This window comes from Niallia sp. FSL W8-0954 (assembly GCF_038005605.1).
Classification (GTDB): Bacteria; Bacillota; Bacilli; order Bacillales; family Cytobacillaceae; genus Niallia; species Niallia circulans_A.
Genome location: NZ_JBBOTN010000001.1, coordinates 3,947,818 through 3,965,546, shown reverse-complemented (window position 1 = coordinate 3,965,546; position 17,729 = coordinate 3,947,818). Strand labels below are relative to the sequence as shown.

Genomic DNA, 17,729 nt, shown 5'->3' with positions numbered 1-17,729 from the left:
AAGGAGGAAATGAAATCATTTAAAAGGGCACAAAAAAGGAAATCGGACAGTTCAAAAAATATAATGGCTTCTTTTTTTGAAGGAAAATATGATTATTGCAGCAAAAGCGATCTATAGGAGGAATGCAGATAAAATGGAACAAGTGAAAAATAAAGTGAAAGTATATTTAGGAGAAAATTTCTAAGGAAAATAGATGAAAGAGAAGGCGTTATCATCTATTATAGAAGGAGGATAACTATTTGGATGAATAAAAAAAAGTGTGTAGGTGAACAGAATGGAAAGACAGGATGAAAAAGTATTAGTCGGAGAAGCAGCAGTCATTCAATTTGTGAAAGATGGGATGACAGTCGGACTAGGCACGGGATCTACTGCCTATTATGTGATAAAAAAAATGGGAGAAATGATTAAGAAGGGGGTGGAATTAAAAGGTGTAGCAACGTCAAAGGCTACAGAAAAATTAGCTAGCGAATGTGGAATTCAGCTGATTGATATAAACGAAGTAGAGCAATTAGACATTGCTATTGATGGAGCGGATGAAATTGATGATAACTTCTTTGCGATTAAAGGGGGCGGCGGAGCATTATTGCGTGAGAAAATAATTGCCAGTGCTGCTAAAACCTTTATTGTAGTTGCTGATGGAAGCAAGAAAGTCCGATCATTGGGGAAATTCCCTCTTCCTATTGAAGTCGTACCTTTTGGTTATAAACATACAGAGAAAGCCATTCGAAAATTTGGCTGCAAAACAGCGATACGGCAGAAAGATGGCAAGCTCTTCGTAACAGATAACGGAAATTATATTATAGATTGTTCTTTTCCTACTATCCAAAACCCCACTCAATTACATCAAGACTTGAATAATATAGTAGGGGTAGTAGAGAATGGCCTTTTTATTAATATGGTAGACGTTTTAATTTCCATAAATGAGCAAGATCAAATCAGCGTGGAGCATAAGAACAGGTAATTTTAGATATAGGGGATTTATGTAGATAAATTCCCTTGTAATGATGGTTTGATAAAGAAGAGTGGCAGTCTGTAGAAATGCTTTGGAACAGTTTTAAAGATATTCTTTATTTTTTCTTGAAAGCGTTTCTTTTTTTGTTTCTACGTTATATTATCGTAGATAGGGAGGGGAATCCTTAACTAAGAAATGCATCCAATGGAAGGATGCAATCATGTTACAGAAATAAGGGAGAGATAGAATGTCTTTACGAGAAGATGCTTTACATATGCATCAAGTCAAACAGGGGAAATTGGAAATCTATGCAAAAGTGGAAGTAAAAAATGCCCAAGATTTAAGTTTAGCTTATTCTCCGGGAGTAGCAGAACCATGTAAAGAAATTTTTGAGAATCCAGAAACTGTCTATGACTTTACCATGAAGGGTAATATGGTGGGCCTTATCACCAATGGTACATCTGTACTTGGTTTGGGTAATATTGGTGCTGAAGCATCTTTGCCAGTAATGGAAGGGAAAGCAATATTGCTTAAAAGTTTTGCAGGTGTAGATGCCTTCCCCATTGTTTTAAATTCAACAGATGTAGACAAGATAGTAGATGCAGTTAAACTAATGGCTCCTACTTTTGGTGCCATTCACCTAGAAGACATTGCTGCTCCACAGTGTTTTGAGATTGAAGAAAGATTAAATCAAGAATTAGCCATTCCAGTTTATCATGATGACCAGCATGGTACAGCAATTGTAGCTTTGGCAGGACTTCTAAATGCCCTTAAGATAGTAAAGAAAGAAATGAAGGATTTGAAAATAGTAATAAATGGTGCGGGCGCTTCAGGTATTGCTATTACAAAGCTTTTCAACTCTTATGGTGTAACTAATATGATTATATGTGACACAAAAGGGGCGATCTTTGCTGGCAGGACAGCTGGGATGAATCCAGCGAAAGAATCTGTTGCAGCCTATACGAATGTTAAGTTGACGAGAGGTACACTGAGAGATGTTTTAGTGGGAGCAGATGTATTTATTGGTGTTTCTGTAGCAAATACTTTAACGAAAGAAATGGTACAGAAAATGAATAAGGATGCGATTATCTTTGCACTGGCAAATCCAGTACCAGAAATAAGTCCGGCACAGGCGAAAGAAGCGGGCGCGGTCATAGTTGGAACAGGAAGATCAGATTTTCCGAACCAAGTAAATAATGTATTGGCCTTTCCAGGAATTTTTCGTGGTGCTTTAGATGTTCGTGCAACCACTATTAATGAAGAAATGAAAAAGGCAGCAGCTGAAGCGATTGCAGGCTTAGTTGCGGATGCTGAGTTGAATGAAGATTATGTAATTCCAAGTCCCTTTGATCCTAGAGTTGCTCCTGCTGTTGCTTCTGCTGTGGCAAAAGCAGCAATGGAAACAAAGGTAGCAAGAATTCAAGTTAATCCAGAAGCTGTAAGACTGAAAACAATGAAAATGACGACTTTTGATAAAGAATAAAAGGATTGATGAAGAGGCTAGTTCCAAATGGGCAGCCTCTTTTTGTTTACAATGTATTTGTTTCGCCGACTTGTTTGCTCAAGAGAGAGACATCAGAGCTTTTCTTACTGGTTTTAACATTAAAAAGAAGATTTAATAAAATGGCAGCCAAACTTCCTGTGATAATCCCATCACTTACAATGATTCGTAAGGCGGAAGGAAGCTGGTCAAATAAATTAGGAACTGCTGTTGCTCCTAAACCGATAGAAATAGAGCAAGCCATGATTAACAAGTTAGCCTGATTGGTAAAATCAACTTTGCTCAGCATTCTTATGCCAGAAGCAACAACCATTCCAAACATAACAACGGTTGCTCCGCCTAACACTGGTGTGGGAATAATAGTGGCAAAAGCCGCAACCTTAGGAATAAAGCCTAAGAAAACAAGGATTCCTCCTGCGGCAATTACGACATTTACCGTTTTGACTTTTGATAGCTGAACAAGACCAACGTTTTGAGCAAAGGTATTATACGGAAAGGCATTAAATAGTCCACCTAAAGTAATCGCTAAACCCTCGGCACGATACCCACGCGTTAAATCCTTTTCACTTAGTGGCGTCTCCGTTATTTTGCTTAGTGCGAAAAAGACACCAGTTGATTCAATTACAATAACTAAACCGACAATTAACATGGTTAGAATTGGCCCAAATTCAAAGCTAGGTATCCCAAAATAAAATAGTTCAGGAAAATGGAACCAACTAGCTTCTTTTACTGGAGTAAGGTTTACTTTACCAAGAATAGCAGCAATAATAGTACCAGCAATAATTCCAATTAGGACGGCCAATGATTGCATAAATCCTTTTGTAAACCGGTTTAACAAAAGAATGAACAATAGGACGCCAAATGCCAAAAGCAAATTCTCAATGGAGCCAAAATCTTCGCTTGTTGCTCCTCCGCCCATATTTTTAATACCAGATGGGATAAGAGATAAACCGATAATAGTTACAACTGTTCCAATTACAACTGGAGGGAAGAGCTTGGTAATTTTGCTGAAAAAAGGAGCACAAATAAACATAAAAATCCCTGTAATAATAATGGCTCCATAAATAGCGGTGACTCCATAATTTGTTCCGATCGAAATCATCGGAGTAACAGCGACGAATGAACTACCTAGTACAACTGGCAAGCCAATGCCTAAATATTTGTTTTTCCAGGCTTGAAGCAATGTGGCAATTCCACATGTTAAAAGATCAATTGCAACAAGATAGGCTAGTTGTTCGCTTGTTAAATTTAAGGCTCTTCCAACTAATAGTGGAACAAGGATAGCACCAGCATACATAGCAAGAACATGTTGAAGACCTAAAGAAAAAATTCGAACTCCCTTTTTGTTATTTTGAGGCATTATAAACACTCCTTCTCCTTTGTTATTAATTCTAACGTATGGTGTTATATTTATTAACATAATAAGAAGTGAGAAGAAAGAAGTCATTGGTTAATTTATACAAAATATTTAGAAAATATAGATTGTATAACTAAGACAAATGAAAAACTTCTTTAGATTTGGCTTTGTTTTTTTCTTTCATTCATTTTTAAAATTGATTTAATCCGAAAGGCAAAACGAAGGTGGAAGGTAGTCTCTGGATCCTTAAGACTTTTTCCTAAGAGATCCTCACATTTTTCTAAGCGATAAATTACTGTATTACGATGTACATAAAGACGTTTCGCTGTTTCAGAAATTTGGCAATGGGTCTCTAAGTAAACAGATAATGTATGGAGTAATATTTGTTCATCTTCTTGCTGATGATTGTTAGAGAAAGGTTGAAAAATATGATCATAAAATTCCTGCAGATCCTTTGTTGGAATGATTCTTAACATTTCAAAGGCATCCTTTGGTCGATGTATCTGGATAAAAGGAGTGTTTCCAGAAAGCTGTCCAGTATGTAATGCACTAAGCGCCTCTTGATAAGCATTAGGTAAATTTAACAGGCGCTGATAAACATTACTGATACCGAATGAAATACTTGTTTTAAATGTGTTCACAAGATGGGTTTGGATATTTTGTAAATAAGGAAGAATGGTTTTGTCTAGCTCATAAGAGGAATCGGTAACTTCCATGATAATAATACAATGATCCTCAATAAGAAAAAGCTGAGAAGCGAAAGGTGCCTTTTTTATTTCTGTTTCGATAAATTCAAATACATAATCTACCTCAACAGAATGCTGTGTGAAAGATTTATATTGATCGCCGCTATCCAATTTGCCAATTATTGCGATGGAAGCCTGTTCTTTTTTTAAGAAAAATTCTTTAGCTCTGCTTTCGATTTCCTCAGCAAAGCTAAACTTTCCTTCCATAAAGTGAGCGAAGAAATCATTTCTTGCTCTTCTAGTATATTGCTTCACTGTATTTTCCCTCATTAGCTCAAAAGAAAGCACATTAGTTGCTTGTTCAATCGTAAGAAGCAAGCTATGATCTTCCATGGGGATTTCTCCCAGAACAACTAAAAATGCTGGTTTTCTCATATGTGTATAAATGGGGAAAATAGTAAAAATTTCTTCTGTATTTCTACTCGAAAAGCAAGAGTATGGTGAGTTAGCTAATAAAAATTCAAACCCTTTAGCATGGAGAGAGCTCAAAAAGCTATCGGTAGATGTTCGATTATGAGAAGAAGTGTGCATTTGAAAATGGGCATCTAGTAAAAAGATCGGCTTGTTAATCATTTGAGATAAGTCATCAATTAGCCTTTTTATCCCTTTCCCTTTCAGAATATGCTGCGTGAATTTCCGATGGGTTTCAAAGGCAGTGGTTAACTCTGCTGTTCTTTGACTCAACATATAGTTTAAAGAAGCATTAACGATTTCCCCTAGTGAAGTTTCTAAAGGTATTTCTAATAGGGGAAATCCTATTTCATTTGCGAATTGAATCGCTTCTTGTGGTATATGTCCTAAAAATCTCTTGGACTTAATTCCTAAAGCTGTACAATCCCTTTTATGCATACTTTTTATTAAGGAGAGCAGAACACCAGGATTATCTTTAAGATGATAGGCAGTAGTGACTAATAAATCGTTTGGGTTTAAGAAGTCCACGATATCAGGGGCATCCATCATGGTAATATGCTTAATTTCTTTATTTAATCCTCCGTGACCTGCAATTACTTGCACTTCTGCAAAGGCAGGTTTTTGTAATATCTCTGCTAATTTCAATTGTATCCCTCCCAAAGTAATCCGTGTAATCAAGAAGCTTCTTTAGTTAATTTATACAAAGTATTTAGACAATTCTAACATTTTATCTAATGAATTGCTAGCAAGTGATTATTAAAATAATGGATACATATATTAGTGCGTTTTAAGTAGTTTTAAATATTATTAGAAAATAACAAAAGGAAGGAGAGTTCTTTCTTTTTATTTTGAATGTAGGGAGAGTATCAGCAGAGAGGAGCGGGAGAAATGAAGACAACTATTGATATTGAAACAAAAGAAGTAGGGGACTGGATAGAATGGCTTGCCCGATTTGGGAAGACGAAAAATGGTGGAGTTACAAGACTTCTCTATGATGAAAATTGGCGCTTAGCCCAACATTCTCTTTTTCAAAAAATGAAAGAAAATGGCTTGAATCCTTATTTTGATGGTGTTGGCAACTTATTTGGCAGGTTAGCAGGAGTAGATCAAGAGGAGAAAGCCATTCTAACAGGTTCTCATATTGATACTGTTATAGATGGTGGAAAATATGATGGAGCCTTCGGGATTATGGCGAGTTTTATCGCTGTCAATTATTTGAAACAACATTATGGTAAACCAAAAAAGACAATAGAAGTAGTCTCTTTATGTGAGGAAGAGGGGAGTAGATTTCCTTTAGCTTTCTGGGGATCTGGATCGGTAACGGGAAAGTTTACTAAAAGTGATTGCGAAGGATTAGCTGACGCAAGAAATATTTCTTTTGCTCATGCTATGACATCGGCGGGCTTGCAGCCAGTTGAAAAACAAGTTAAGCGAGAGGATATTGAATGCTTTATAGAAATACATATAGAACAAGGGGCTGTCTTAGAAAAAGAGCAGAAGTCTATAGGGATTGTCTCTCATATAGTTGGACAAAGAAGATTTACGATCAAAGTTACGGGGGAGAGTAACCACGCAGGTACAACTCCCATGCCTTATCGAAAGGATAGTATACATCTTGCAGCGGAATTAATTACATATGCCATTAAACAAGTTACGGAAATGGACGCTCACTTAGTGGCGACAGTTGGGAAAATACAGGCAGTGCCTAATATTCCTAATGTGATTGCCAAAGAGGTTACTTTTACACTGGATGTCCGCCACCACCAAGAAGAAGTGCTAGATTACTATTGTGAGAAAATTTTTGCACATTTTAAAGAGAGATGTAAGACTGCTGGTATGGAAGTAGGTTGGAATCAATGGCTGGATGTTAAGGCCGTTGAAATGGACGATAAACTAACGCAGCTGTCGGAGAGAATTGTGGAGGAAATAGATATCCCATATCAAAAAATGATTAGTGGTGCCGGTCACGATGCACAAATTTTCGGAACCTATTGCCCGACAGCGTTACTATTTGTTCCTAGTGTAAAGGGGATCAGTCATTCCCCAAAGGAACATACAAATCTAGAAGATTTAAAAAATGGGGTTGTTGTTCTTATAGAATTACTACACCGTTTGGCTTATTGATTTTTTCTGAGATGAACGTACTTAAGGTGCAGGGAAGGCGGAAAGTGGTGTTCATGGGGTTGATGAAAGCCAAAAAGTAAGAGAGGAAAGGGGAAAGTGGAGTTCATGGGGTTGATGAAAGCCGAAAAGTAAGAGTGGAAAGAGGAAAGTGGTGTTCATGGGGTTGATGAAAGCCGAAAAGTAGGAGTGGAAAGAGGAAAGTGGAGTTCATGAGGTCGATGAAAGCCGAAAAGTAGGAGTGGAAAGAGGAAAGTGGAGTTCATGGGGTTGATGAAAGCCGAAAAGTAGGAGTGGAAAGAGGAAAGTGGAGTTCATGGGGTTGATGAAAGCCAAAAAGTAAGAGTGGAAAGAGGAAAGTGGAGTTCATGGGGTTGATGAAAGCCGAAAAGTAAGAGAGGAAAGAGAGAAGTGGAGTTCATGGGGTTGATGAAAGCCAAAAAGAAGAGAGGAAAGAGAGAAGTAGTGTTCATGAGGTCGATGAAAACCAAAAAGTAAGAGAGGAAAGAGAGAAGTGGAGTTCATGGGGTTGATGAAAGCCAAAAAGTAGGAGAGTAATAGGAAAAGTGGTGTTTATGAGATTGATGAAGACCAAAAAGAAGGATCACGAAGCAAGCAGAGGGAATTACTAAAAGATAAGGAAAGGAAGTATCATAGTGACTTTTTTAGAACTAAACACACCCTTAAGAACGATTATGACACCAGGACCAGTTGAGGTTGATCCGAGAGTGTTAAGGGCGTTAAGTACACCTATTTTGGGACAATTTGATCCTGCATTTACATCTATCATGAATGATGTTATGAGAATGATTCAACAAGTTTTCCAAACTAAAAATCAATGGGCATATCCAGTTGATGGAACATCAAGATCTGGACTGGAAGCTGTATTGGCCAGTGTCATTGAGCCAGGAGATAAAGTGTTAATTCCAATTTACGGAAGATTTGGACATCTTTTGACGGAAATTTCTGAAAGGTATGGGGCTGAGATTCATTTGCTTCAATGTAAATGGGGCGAGGTTTTTGATCCAGAAGTAATTATTGCAGAAATGAAAAGAGTGAGACCGAAAGTAGTTGCTCTTGTTCATGGAGAAACATCAACAGGGTGTATGCAGCCATTAGAAGAGGTCGGCAAAGCATGTCGAGAACAAGATATTCTCTTTATCGTTGACGCAGTTGCAACAATTGGAGGAGCCAATGTTCAAACAGATAATTGGTATATCGATGCAGTAATTGGAGGAAATCAAAAATGTTTATCAGTTCCATCTGGAAATGCCCCTATTACGTATAATGATCGAGTGGAAAAAGTGTTAAATGCACGGAAGAAAGTAGAAAGAGGAATAGCTACAGAAGTGGAGCTAGCAGAGATAAAAGCCCATGCCCCGATTCGCTCAAATTATTTAGATTTGGCACAATTGCAGGATTATTGGAGTCCGCGAAGGCTGAATCATCATACAGAAGCAACTACCATGTTATATGCTCTTCATGAAGGATTAAGAATTGTTTTAGAAGAAGGCTTGGAAAAGAGGTTTGCTCGTCATCAGTACCATGAACAAGCGCTCATGGAAGGAATAAAGGGAATGGGGCTTGAATTGTTCGGTGATAAAAGGTGGAAGCTGCCAACGGTAACATGCATTAACGTTCCAAAGGGGATTGATGCAGAATCTGTTCGTAGTATGATGCTTGAGCAATTTGGAGTAGAAATAGCCAGCTCTTTTGGTCCATTACACGGAAAAATATGGAGAATTGGAACAATGGGCTATAGCTGTCGCAAAGAAAATGTCTTATTCGTACTTGCGAGTTTAGAGGCATGCCTCATTAGCCATGGTGTAAAACTCCCTGCAGGCCAAGCACTGCAAGCAGCGCTGAATTTTTATTTAAGAGGTTAATAGATAAGGGTCCAGAGAAATACTTTCTATGCCTAAAAAGCATAGAGCTTAAAGAAAACACAGAGAAGCCATTCACTCCTTCTCCATTATCGAAAATAAAAGATATATGCCCTATCGGTTAAAAAGAATAAAAAAAATCTATATTGACAATAATGTTTCTATCCGATATGATTTTTCACAAAGAAATGAATAATGAAACTATAAAAAGGATTAGTATGCAGCAATGTCTATAAAAAGAGAGGGTCTAAATGCTGAAAGGACCTATAGGCTTACCTGTTGAACCTGCCTTTTTCGTTCTGTATCGAATAGACTTTGTTTAAGAAGATTCAGCGGTTCAATACCGTTAACATGGAAGAGTGTAAAGCTTTGCTTTGAATTAGGGTGGTACCGCCATTATTTGGTCCCTAATGAATAGCAACGCTTTTTTTTATGGTCTTTTTCTAAGAAAGATCGCTTGAAATACGTTTAAAACACAGATAAAATAGGAGGCCCTTTAAAATGGCGAAGGATTTTGTAAAAAGCATTACTAGCATGGAAGATGATTTTGCCCAGTGGTATACAGATGTAGTGACAAAAGCGGAACTAATCGATTATTCAAGTGTAAGAGGTTCGATGATTATTCGACCTTATGGAACAGCGATTTGGGAGAATATTAAAGAAGCATTAGATAAACGTATTAAAGAAACAGGGCATGAAAATGTTTATATGCCATTATTTATTCCAGAAAGCCTTTTACAACGAGAAAAAGATCATATTGAGGGATTCGCACCAGAAGTAGCATGGGTTACACATGGCGGAGACGAGAAACTAGCAGAAAGACTTTGTGTGCGCCCAACATCAGAAGTGCTTTTTGCAGAGCATTATAAAAATATTATTCATTCCTATCGTGATCTTCCTAAGCTATATAATCAGTGGGCTAATGTTGTGCGTTGGGAAAAGACGACACGTCCATTCTTACGTACTTTAGAATTTTTATGGCAAGAAGGTCATACATGTCATGAAACGGAAGAGGATGCAGATAGAGAAACAATTCAAATGCTTCAGGTCTATGCAGAAATATGCGAAAAGTACTTGGCACTTCCAGTGATCAAAGGGCGTAAAACAGAAAAAGAAAAGTTTGCAGGCGCGAAATACACCTATACGATTGAAAGCTTGATGCATGACGGCAAAGCATTGCAATCAGGTACTTCGCATAATCTCGGCGATGGCTTTGCAAAATCCTTTGGAATTCAGTTCTCGGACAGAGATGGCAACTTGCAGCATGTTCAGCAGACATCATGGGGCTTTACGACAAGAATCATTGGTGCCATGATTATGGTTCATGGGGATGACCGCGGCTTAGTCGTACCGCCAATGATTGCACCAACACAAGTGATGATCGTACCAATTGCCCAGCATAAGGAAGGGGTATTGGATTTTGCCTACGATTTACAGAAGAAACTAAGTAATTCGATCCGCGTTGGTATTGATGCAAGTGATAAAAAGCCAGGCTGGAAATTTAATGAGTATGAAATGAAGGGAATTCCTCTCCGTCTAGAAGTGGGACCAAAAGATATCGAGAAAAATCAAGTGGTTCTTGTGAGAAGAGATACTGGAGAGAAACAATTTGTCTCTATGGATGGATTAGAAGAAACAATTACACAATTATTAACGGATATCCAAGACAACATGTTAAAGAAAGCCACAGATCATAGAGAAGAAAACACTCATACTGCTGTAAATTTTGATGAATTTAAACAGTTGACGGCAAAAGAAAAGCCAGGATTTATTAAAGCAATGTGGTGTGAAGATCAAGCGTGTGAAGATAAAATAAAGGAAGAAACAAGTGCAACATCTAGATGTATGCCTTTTGAGCAAGAAAAAATCGCTGACACTTGTATATGCTGTGGCAAAAAAGCAAATAAATTAGTCTATTGGGCTAAAGCATATTAATATTTTTGCCTAAATCAAATGGATAGTAAAAACGAGCAATTTGGATCTCGAAAATATGAAGATGTTCTAATAAAAAAGCTGAAATTTATGTAAAGGTTGGTAAAGTAAGATCATCTACTTTACCAACCATGAAATTCTAAGTTTAAATATAAAAAAGCACTAAATGACAAATATAAAGCACCTAGTTGTATAGGTGCTTTTCTTCATTAAGGAGATGATCATGACTACTACTTTAATAAAAATAATAGCTTTAATTTTTATGCTAATAGATCATATAGGGGAATTTATCCCTGGTACTCCAGTATATTTAAGATGGGGAGGGAGAATAGCAGCACCGATTTTTATTTATTTTGTGATAATAGGTATGACTCACACCTCTAATAAACATCGATATCTCTTCCGTTTGTATATTGCTAGTGTTATCATGGCTTGCGTTAATGTGTTTATTAATCAAAATTATAATACGGGAGTAGGATTAACTAATAATTTTTTTGCGACATTATTTACGGTTGCATTGTTAATTTATGTAATCGATAAGAGAAGTTGGAGATATTTTAGTATCTACTTAATATGGCAGATGATAAGTACTGTGCTTTCTACCCTCATTACAGAAATATTTATATTAAATACAGCTCTGAGATATCCTTTTTATGGAGCTATATTTGGAAATGTAATATATGTAGAAGGGGGAATCTTGTTCGTTTTATTAGGTGTTGTCTTTTATTTATTTAGAAATAAAAAACAATTAGTAATAAGCTATTCAATTTATTGCCTTTTTATCTTTTTAGTATATAAAAAATGGGGAGGCAGTTTAAATCCGTTTTCACAATTTTTACTTCCGTTTGCAGACTTCCAATGGATGATGATTTTAGCTTTGCCATTGCTCTATTTTTATAATGGGGAAAAAGGAGTTGGCTTAAAATATTTTTTTATCTCTTTTATCCAATACATATTACCATTTTATATTTTATTGGAGGGGAAAAATAGTATTACTGTAAGCCAGCTCAATGAGAGTTGGCTATTTTCTCACTCTATACACAGCAATCAAAAAAAGCAAAGGACAGAATTAGCTATAGTGAGGAAAATTATTCCTTTTTATATTGTGGAATACTTACATAAGTCAATCTTCAGCTTTCTCCGTTATACTTCTAAATACTATTCATTCGTTTCTTTACTGGGTTTCTTCGTCTGGCTCAATATGGACATGAACCTCTAACACATTAAATTCATTTATTAAGGCATTTTCTACGGCTGAAGAGATATCATGGGCGTGAGTAATATCTAGCTGCTGGTTAACGGTAATGACGACATCCACGACTGGGTTATTGCCATAATTTCTTGCTTTAATTTCTTTAACAGCTTAAACGCCATCTGTATGTAAAATGGTCTTTTTATATTTATCAATCAATAAAACGTCAAAACCATCTGTCAGATAATGAGTGGTTTCTCGGAAAATTCCCCAAGCTGTTTTACAAATTAACAGGCCGACAATACAGGCCGCTAGCGGATCTAAAAATCCCAAGTTTAATTGTGCTCCAAAAATACCGACAGCAGTACCAAAACTAACCATCGAATCAGAAAAATTATCTTTCGCTGCTGCTTTTACAGCTTGGCTATTTATTTTTTTTCCCAATCGTAAATTGATCCGATAGACAAAGAACATAACAGCACCACAGGCGATAGCTGTATATGCTGCCACTAAATCAGGTGCTTGTCTAGAATGAGTAAAGAAGGAAGAGATTGCTTGGTATAATACTTGTAATCCAACACTCATCATAATAAAGGAAGCAATTAACGAAGCAACAGTTTCCGCTTTCCAATGGCCATAAGGATGGTCTTTATCAGCTGGTTTTTGAGATAGCCGCAACCCGATTAAAACGGCAACAGAAGCAATAATATCGGTGAAATTATTCCATCCATCTGCTTTTAAAGCTTGCGAATCAGTGCTATTTCCAATAATTAATTTCACTGATGCTAAAATAATATATGTAATAATGCTTAATATCGCGGCTCGTTCTCCGAGCTTTAAGTCTGCATATTTTTTATCCATTGCAAATGCCTCCTTAACTACCTCACTAATCATATCAAGTCACTATAGGGTGGGTCTAGAGCAACGTTTTTATACCTATCAACAAAAGTATGAGGAAGAGAAAACAGTTTGCCAGAGGAAAACTTTTCAATTATAAAAGAAGAAAAGTCAGAGGGAAAGAATAAATCCTCTCCTCTGACTTATCAATGATAACCAATTATCTTATATATAAATCACTTACTAAATAATCCTTTATCACATCGGATGGAATGGGAAATTCAACTGTCCCCATATACCCTGGTGCTACTTCGTATTCATTAAAGCAAATGACCAATTGATGCTGTTTGTTTATATAGAAATTTTGGTATGGATCGATTTTATCAAACCCTTCTGGATCGGTATCACTTTTTACAAAATAGCTTCCGATGTCTGCTTTCATTTGCTTGTTCATTTCATGTAAAATGTACGAACTGATAGCATCAATGTAAGAATCATCTTTAAATAGACTTGGTAATGTGATTAACAGTTCGTTTTGTTTATCGATCGTATCATAGCGAATAGATTCTGCAGCAGATGCTTTTGTTTCGATCGTATATCGACCAAGCGATAATAACAAATCATCATCTGTTTTAACGATATAGCCACTTTCGAGCGAGTAGTTTCCATTATCATTTGCTGTTTCTAGCATAAATTTAGAATAAAGCTCTTTTGATTCTTGAACGTATTGTTGGTTTAATGTCTGAGAAAGAGTTTTATTCTCTAAGCCAGTTACTTCAGGCGTTTTAATATCTAGCTCACTATTCTTCTTCGTTTCTTTCCATTCTGTTATTGTAACGACCTTAATGACTTTGTTTAAAAAAGGTATATCTGATAAGGTGCTTGCTGCTGCCGGACTTATATTGACCGTTGTAATGAATAAAAGGATGGAAGCAGCTAAGAAGATAGCGTTTTTTGAAATTCTTCTCAAAGTACGATATCGTTTAATCGATCTATGTGTCTGTTTCTCCAGTTCATTTGGTATGGGTATATTCAAATAATCCTTTTTCATCTTTTCTAATTTTCTATCCATTTTATTCCTCCACTATTTCATTTCTATACGAAGTATTTTTAGTGCCTTATAAAGTTTTGTTTTTACTGTATTTATATTTTCATCTAGTACAGAAGCAATTTCTTCGAGCTTTAAGTCTTCAAAAAAACGAAGAATCACAATGGTTTTATAGGATGGTGGAAGCTGATTCATTGCTTGTTCTAAATCTAAATTTTTGTAAGTATCGACAGAACTTGAAGCAAGCACTTCTAAACTGTCATCGTCTGCCACATACCAACGTTTCTTTTTTCGTAAAAAATCAAGAGAGGTTGTAGCGACAATTCGATAAAACCAACTTTTCATCATAGCAGTATCTTTTAATTGATGTTGTTTTCTTAACGCTTTATGAATAGAGTCTTGTACAATATCTAAGGCATCTTCTTGATTCCGTACATAAGAGTAAGCAAATCGATAGAAGCTTTCCTTATGATCCATAATAAATGTAATTAACTCCGTTTCTTTTTTATTTTTGTTTAACATAGAAGAGCTCCTTTATGGAAGAAATACGTAATAACTTAAGTTTTACAAGGAATAGACGTATGGAAAGGGGATTTTGTTTTAAGAAAATCAAATAAATTAAAAAAAGGAAGGATAAAACGGAAAAGAGAGAAGAAAATCCTCCAAGCTTTCTGGTGAGACAGCACTTGGAGGAATAAATAATCTATTCTTTTTCTTTTACATGTAGTTTCTTGCTTGGCCAAAAGGCAGCATTTCCTAATAGGGAAGTTATTCCAGGCACTAAAAATGGTCTTACAATAAAGGTATCCAGCACAATTCCGATTGCAGTTATGGTTCCAAAATGGACAAGTACTTGCATTGGTAAAGTCGTTAGTACCATAAAGGTAGCGGCTAAAATGACTCCAGCAGAAGTAATAACGCCGCCAGATTCTGCTACACCTTCTTTCACCGCTTGTAAGAGAGGCTTTTCTTTGCTTTTCTTCCATATGCTTGAAATCATGAATATATTATAATCTTCTCCTAATGCCACAATAAATACAAAGGAGTATAGCGGAATTAAACCTTGAATTGCCTCTACTCCAAATCCATAGTGAAGGATAATCCAGCCCAATCCTAATGCGCTAAAATAGGAAAGCAGAACGGTCGCAATCAAATAGATGGTTGCCGTTATAGAGCGTAGATAAATAAGTAAAAGGATGGCAATCATGGCTAAAATAACAGGAATGATCATTTGCGCATCATCATTTGTTACTTCTCTTGTATCATATTGCTCTGCAGTAATTCCAGCAATCCAAACATTATCGTTCGCATTTTTGATTCCATTCTCCTGAAGCGTTTCTTCCAATGTTTCCCGAATTATTGGTAGTTTATCCATCGCTTCATTTGAATAAGGATTCGTTTGAAGCTCCACTGAATATTTGATTAAATCAGGATTCTTCTTTCCTGCTTCACTCTCTGAAACCTTTGCGATAAAATCTAATTGCTTCAAGGATTCCTCGACTTTTACAGCTTCTCCTTCGGTGTTAATAATAACCGATACGGGAGCAAGTTCCCCTGCATTAAAATGATCTTCAATTAAAGTATAGCCTTCTCTTGAGGGCATATCATCCGGAAATGAGGATAATAAGTCATACGTATACTCCGTTTTAAGGGAAAAAAGAGCAAAAATTCCAAGTAATATTGTCGTGAGAATCGTCACTTTCCATGGATGTTTTGTTACTACCTTACCAATCGCGGTTCCGAGTGATTTTCTTTTTTTCGCTGTTTTTTTAATGCCCTTTTTTGCTAATAATTCTTCTGTTCTAGGAACGAATGGATAAAAAGACAGTCTGCCGATAATAGCTAAAATGGCAGGGACAATACTTAAACTAGCTATCATCATTATGAGAATAGATATGCTAAATGGAATGGCAAATCGGTGAACTGCCCCATATTGAGCTAATAATAATGCAATGAGGGAGAAAAATACTGTTAAACCACTCATCGCCACGGCTCCGCCAGAACGTTTTAAGGCTTTTTGCATCGCAATTTCCTTTACTGATTCTTGTGTTAGTAACGTACGATATCTACTGATAATGAATAAACAATAGTCTGTACCAGCTCCAAAAAGCAATACGGTCATAATAGCAATGCTTTGAGAATCAAATTCAATCCACCCTGACTTACCTAAGAAGCCAAGTAAAGGACTGATAACTCCATAAGCGATTCCAACTCCGATTAGCGGGATTAAAGCTAATACTGGAGAACGATATATGACAAGCAAACAAATTAAAACTATCATGACTGTGCCAATGAGTAATGATAAGTCACCTTGGCTAAACAGCTCTGTCGCGTCAATAGAGATACCTACTGGACCGGTTGTTCTTGCGTGCAATTTTGTTTCGTCTTTTATAGAGGTGTTAAAAGGATTTTCTCCCCATAAGTCACTTGCAGCCGTTTCTAATTCCTGAATACCAGTCTTCAGTTCGCTTGTAGCTAAATTATTCTCAAATAAAAGCGGGAGAACGAATGTTGTTCCATCTTCAGAAATTTGTCGCTTTACTGCTTCTATCGGTAGTTGATGATAGGGAATAATCATTTCTTGATGGATTAGCGGTTTCTCTGTTAGTTGTTTGGTAAGCTCTTGGATTTGTTGTAAATCTTGATCAGATAATCCTGTTGATCGATACCAAGCAATTAATGCAGGTGTTCCTTGTTCATTGGGAAATTCCTCTTTCATTTTTTCCTCTGCCTGCTGTGATAAAGCAGTAGTGGGAATATTTCTAGCTAAATCATTTTTCTGTGAGCTAGCCTGAGGTAAAAACATGCTTACTATCCCGACAAGGAGAAGCCAGGCAATTAAAGTAATCCACTTTCCCTTTTTACTAGTTACTGCAGTAAAATATTGCTGAATATAATGTTTCATTTTTCCACTCCTTAAAGACGCAACTTATCAATCGATAAGTAAGATGTAAAACAAACTTATCACTTGATAAGTTGAGTATATAGTTAATACAGAAAGAAATGAAGTGTTTTTTACAAAATCATTACCTATCTACTAGGCCAAACAAAAATAAATGAACAATTAACTTTGCCTTTCGCTGGATTTCCTTTTTTTGTTGATTAGAAGATAGTTCTTTCATATAAGAAGGCTGCATCGCTGTTTGAATATATTGAAGAAACATCAAGGCAATTTCTTGGCTATTACTTTCTATTTTATTGTAGGAAATATTTGCATTGTTTTTTTCCTCTTGATCAAATACTTGTATAATGGGGTTCAAAAATCCTTCCTGCCAGCGAATTCTTAAATGTGTTTGGACATCAGCTGGCATTTCATGCTGTAAGTCATGAAACATTTGCATTAAATCCTCTTGATAATTTTCTAAAAAGTAAATAGCAATTTGATAGAGACATTCTTGAAGATTCTCGAATTTTTTCGTAATGTTTAAGAGAGCTTGTTCGGTTTGTTTTATAGACGCATTAATTACTTCTTTATAAATATCTTGTTTATTTTTGAAATGATGATATAAGGCTGGCTGTGTAATTCCACAATGTTCTGCAATCATTCTTGTACTAACCTTTCGATATCCTAATTCCATAAATAGCTGATAGGAAACATGGATAATGAACTGATAGGTATCATGATTGGTACTCGACCTAACTATTTTTTTATTCACATTGTAAACCCTTTCATTGTTGAATTTATCACATTTAATATTATAGAAAAAATAAGGGGATATTTCAAATTTGTATAAAATGTGAACGACATT

12 protein-coding genes, 1 pseudogene and 1 other annotated feature are annotated in these 17,729 nt (G+C 36.2%); of the genes and pseudogenes, 6 read left to right on the top strand and 7 right to left on the bottom strand.

Annotation, left to right across the window (positions count from 1 at the left end):
- Positions 1–274 precede the first annotated feature (274 nt).
- Positions 275–961 (top strand): ribose-5-phosphate isomerase RpiA, encoded by a 687-nt coding sequence (rpiA, locus tag NX902_RS19585; protein ID WP_163187446.1) that lies wholly within the window; start codon positions 275–277, stop codon positions 959–961.
- Between the two features lie 238 nt (positions 962–1,199).
- Entirely contained in the window at positions 1,200–2,435 is a 1,236-nt protein-coding gene (locus tag NX902_RS19580) for an NAD(P)-dependent malic enzyme (protein ID WP_341160930.1), read from the top strand.
- A gap of 46 nt (positions 2,436–2,481) precedes the next feature.
- Here NX902_RS19580 and NX902_RS19575 read toward each other — a convergent pair whose 3' ends face one another.
- Positions 2,482–3,813 (bottom strand): nucleobase:cation symporter-2 family protein, encoded by a 1,332-nt coding sequence (locus NX902_RS19575; protein WP_341160929.1) that lies wholly within the window; start codon positions 3,811–3,813, stop codon positions 2,482–2,484.
- Positions 3,814–3,965: 152 nt separating this feature from the next.
- Complete coding sequence (locus NX902_RS19570) at positions 3,966–5,612, bottom strand: PucR family transcriptional regulator (RefSeq protein WP_144546296.1); 1,647 nt, start codon at positions 5,610–5,612, stop codon at positions 3,966–3,968.
- Between the two features lie 243 nt (positions 5,613–5,855).
- Here NX902_RS19570 and allC point away from each other — a divergent pair, with 243 nt between their 5' ends.
- From allC to NX902_RS19550, 4 genes are all read left to right on the top strand, one after another.
- Positions 5,856–7,091, top strand: a complete 1,236-nt coding sequence (gene allC, locus NX902_RS19565; RefSeq protein WP_341160928.1) for an allantoate deiminase — start codon at positions 5,856–5,858, stop codon at positions 7,089–7,091.
- A 653-nt stretch (positions 7,092–7,744) separates the two neighbouring features.
- Positions 7,745–8,974: a pyridoxal-phosphate-dependent aminotransferase family protein gene (locus NX902_RS19560; protein ID WP_275068545.1), complete on the top strand. Its 1,230-nt coding sequence runs from the start codon at positions 7,745–7,747 to the stop codon at positions 8,972–8,974.
- A 191-nt stretch (positions 8,975–9,165) separates the two neighbouring features.
- Positions 9,166–9,383, top strand: a binding site (T-box leader).
- An 89-nt stretch (positions 9,384–9,472) separates the two neighbouring features.
- Positions 9,473–10,906, top strand: a complete 1,434-nt coding sequence (gene proS, locus NX902_RS19555; RefSeq protein ID WP_341160927.1) for a proline--tRNA ligase — start codon at positions 9,473–9,475, stop codon at positions 10,904–10,906.
- Between the two features lie 220 nt (positions 10,907–11,126).
- A complete protein-coding gene (locus tag NX902_RS19550; RefSeq protein ID WP_249928219.1) occupies positions 11,127–12,122 on the top strand; it encodes a TraX family protein in 996 nt (331 codons plus the stop codon).
- Here the strand turns inward: NX902_RS19550 and NX902_RS19545 are convergent.
- From NX902_RS19545 to NX902_RS19525, 5 genes and pseudogenes are all read right to left on the bottom strand, one after another.
- Positions 12,078–12,956, bottom strand: a pseudogene (locus NX902_RS19545) (cation diffusion facilitator family transporter). The gene NX902_RS19550 and the pseudogene NX902_RS19545 sit on opposite strands and share 45 nt — an antisense overlap.
- Positions 12,957–13,152: 196 nt before the next feature.
- Positions 13,153–14,004 (bottom strand): DUF3298 and DUF4163 domain-containing protein, encoded by an 852-nt coding sequence (locus NX902_RS19540; protein WP_341160926.1) that lies wholly within the window; start codon positions 14,002–14,004, stop codon positions 13,153–13,155.
- Positions 14,005–14,016: 12 nt separating this feature from the next.
- Positions 14,017–14,502, bottom strand: coding sequence for an RNA polymerase sigma factor (locus NX902_RS19535; RefSeq protein ID WP_047943753.1), 486 nt, complete (start codon positions 14,500–14,502; stop codon positions 14,017–14,019).
- A gap of 181 nt (positions 14,503–14,683) precedes the next feature.
- Positions 14,684–16,885 carry an MMPL family transporter gene (locus NX902_RS19530; protein WP_341160925.1) on the bottom strand — a complete coding sequence of 734 codons (2,202 nt, stop codon included), beginning with the start codon at positions 16,883–16,885 and terminating at the stop codon, positions 14,684–14,686.
- A 121-nt stretch (positions 16,886–17,006) separates the two neighbouring features.
- On the bottom strand, positions 17,007–17,636 hold the full coding sequence (locus NX902_RS19525) for a TetR/AcrR family transcriptional regulator (protein WP_095330346.1): 630 nt from the start codon (positions 17,634–17,636) through the stop codon (positions 17,007–17,009).
- Positions 17,637–17,729: the final 93 nt, after the last annotated feature.

Excerpts from the sequence above, each read along its gene's own strand:
- rpiA (WP_163187446.1), top strand. The coding sequence starts at position 275 with ATGGAAAGACAGGATGAAAAAGTATTAGTCGGAGAAGCAGCAGTCATT.
- NX902_RS19580 (WP_341160930.1), top strand. The coding sequence starts at position 1,200 with ATGTCTTTACGAGAAGATGCTTTACATATGCATCAAGTCAAACAGGGG.
- NX902_RS19575 (WP_341160929.1), bottom strand. The coding sequence starts at position 3,813 with ATGCCTCAAAATAACAAAAAGGGAGTTCGAATTTTTTCTTTAGGTCTT.
- allC (WP_341160928.1), top strand. The coding sequence starts at position 5,856 with ATGAAGACAACTATTGATATTGAAACAAAAGAAGTAGGGGACTGGATA.
- proS (WP_341160927.1), top strand. The coding sequence starts at position 9,473 with ATGGCGAAGGATTTTGTAAAAAGCATTACTAGCATGGAAGATGATTTT.
- NX902_RS19550 (WP_249928219.1), top strand. The coding sequence starts at position 11,127 with ATGACTACTACTTTAATAAAAATAATAGCTTTAATTTTTATGCTAATA.
- NX902_RS19540 (WP_341160926.1), bottom strand. The coding sequence starts at position 14,004 with ATGGATAGAAAATTAGAAAAGATGAAAAAGGATTATTTGAATATACCC.
- NX902_RS19535 (WP_047943753.1), bottom strand. The coding sequence starts at position 14,502 with ATGTTAAACAAAAATAAAAAAGAAACGGAGTTAATTACATTTATTATG.
- NX902_RS19530 (WP_341160925.1), bottom strand. The coding sequence starts at position 16,885 with ATGAAACATTATATTCAGCAATATTTTACTGCAGTAACTAGTAAAAAG.